This window comes from Pseudomonas sp. MD195_PC81_125, assembly GCF_014060985.1.
In the GTDB taxonomy this organism is placed as follows: domain Bacteria; phylum Pseudomonadota; class Gammaproteobacteria; order Pseudomonadales; family Pseudomonadaceae; genus Aquipseudomonas; species Aquipseudomonas parakoreensis.
On the sequence record NZ_JABULD010000286.1, the window covers coordinates 1 to 1,550 of the forward strand.

Sequence of the window (1,550 nt, forward strand, 5' to 3'; positions counted from 1 at the left end):
CTTGCCCTCGAACGCAGCTGCCTTGATCTCGAACTTGTCCTGACCCTTGGCAAACTCTTTGAAGATACGGGCAGCAGCGCCCGGATGTTCGTTCGAGAATGCAATCAGGGTCGGGCCGGTGAACACGTCGTTGAGGACACTGTATTCAGTGTCAGCAACAGCGCGCTTGAGCAGGGTGTTACGTACAACACGTACGTAAACGCCAGCTTCACGAGCCTCTTTACGGAGTCCGGTCATTGCGCCTACTGTTACGCCACGGGCATCAACCACGACAGCGGACAGAGCGACTTTGGCAGCCTCGTTGACTTCAGCGACGATGGCCTTCTTGTCTTCGAGATTAATTGCCACGGGTTTAACTCCTGCTTGTTACCGTTTCACTCGGTCGAAACCGAATGTCGTTTTGGTGTCTGATTCGGTAAGGAACCGGGAGCACCATCTGCGTAGGCTTATGGTTTAAGACTTGCGTCGCCTACGGTCTTGGATAGCCCCCGCCAGGCAGGGACCCCAATCTTTCAATTGGCGCGATCAAACGCGCCAACCTTTGTCTTACGCGTCCAGCGAGCTCTGATCGATAACCAGACCTGGGCCCATAGTGGTGCTCAGGGTAACGCGCTTGACGTAGATACCTTTCGAAGAAGCTGGCTTGATACGCTTCAGATCAGCGATCAGGGCTTCAACGTTTTCCTTCAGCTTGACGGCATCGAAGCCGATCTTGCCAACGGAAGTGTGGATGATGCCGTTTTTGTCGGTGCGATAACGAACCTGACCAGCCTTGGCGTTTTTAACCGCGGTAGCTACGTCTGGAGTTACGGTGCCGACTTTCGGGTTAGGCATCAGGCCACGTGGACCGAGGATCTGACCCAGTTGACCTACAACGCGCATGGCATCCGGGGATGCGATCACTACGTCATAGTTCAGGTCGCCGCCTTTCATTTCAGCAGCCAGGTCGTCCATACCTACACGGTCAGCGCCGGCAGCCAGAGCGGCCTCAGCAGCTGGACCCTGGGTGAACACAGCAACGCGAACGGTCTTGCCAGTGCCGTGTGGCAGCACAGTAGCACTACGAACAACCTGGTCGGATTTGCGCGGGTCTACACCCAGGTTTACAGCAACGTCGAACGACTCGCTGAACTTGACAGTCGACAGCTCAGCCAGCAGAGCAGCAGCGTCTACAATGTTGTAGGCCTTGCCTGCTTCGATTTTGCCGGCGATAGCCTTTTGACGCTTGGTCAGCTTAGCCATTACACACCCTCCACGTTAAGGCCCATGCTACGAGCAGAACCGGCGATAGTACGCACGGCTGCATCCATATCAGCTGCAGTCAGATCCGCGTTTTTGGTTTTCGCGATTTCTTCCAGCTGAGCACGGGTAACAGTGCCAACCTTAACGGTGTTCGGACGAGCGGAACCGCTGGTCAGACCGGCCGCCTTCTTCAGCAGAACCGAAGCAGGGGTGGATTTGGTTTCGAAAGTGAAGCTACGGTCGCTGTAGACAGTGATGATCACTGGAGTCGGCAGACCTGCTTCAAGACCCTGAGTACGGGCGTGAAA

The 1,550-nt window shown here is 55.6% G+C and carries 3 protein-coding genes; all 3 read right to left on the reverse strand.

Features of this window, described 5'->3' with window-relative positions; genetic code table 11:
• A partial coding sequence (gene rplJ / locus HT737_RS12360; protein WP_182402690.1) for a 50S ribosomal protein L10 occupies positions 1-348 on the reverse strand: 348 nt, incomplete at its 3' end.
• Between the two features lie 198 nt (positions 349-546).
• Positions 547-1,242, reverse strand: coding sequence for a 50S ribosomal protein L1 (gene rplA, locus HT737_RS12365; RefSeq protein WP_003228754.1), 696 nt, complete (start codon positions 1,240-1,242; stop codon positions 547-549).
• A partial coding sequence (locus tag HT737_RS12370; RefSeq protein WP_182402692.1) for a 50S ribosomal protein L11 occupies positions 1,242-1,550 on the reverse strand: 309 nt, incomplete at its 5' end. The genes rplA and HT737_RS12370, both read right to left, overlap by 1 nt.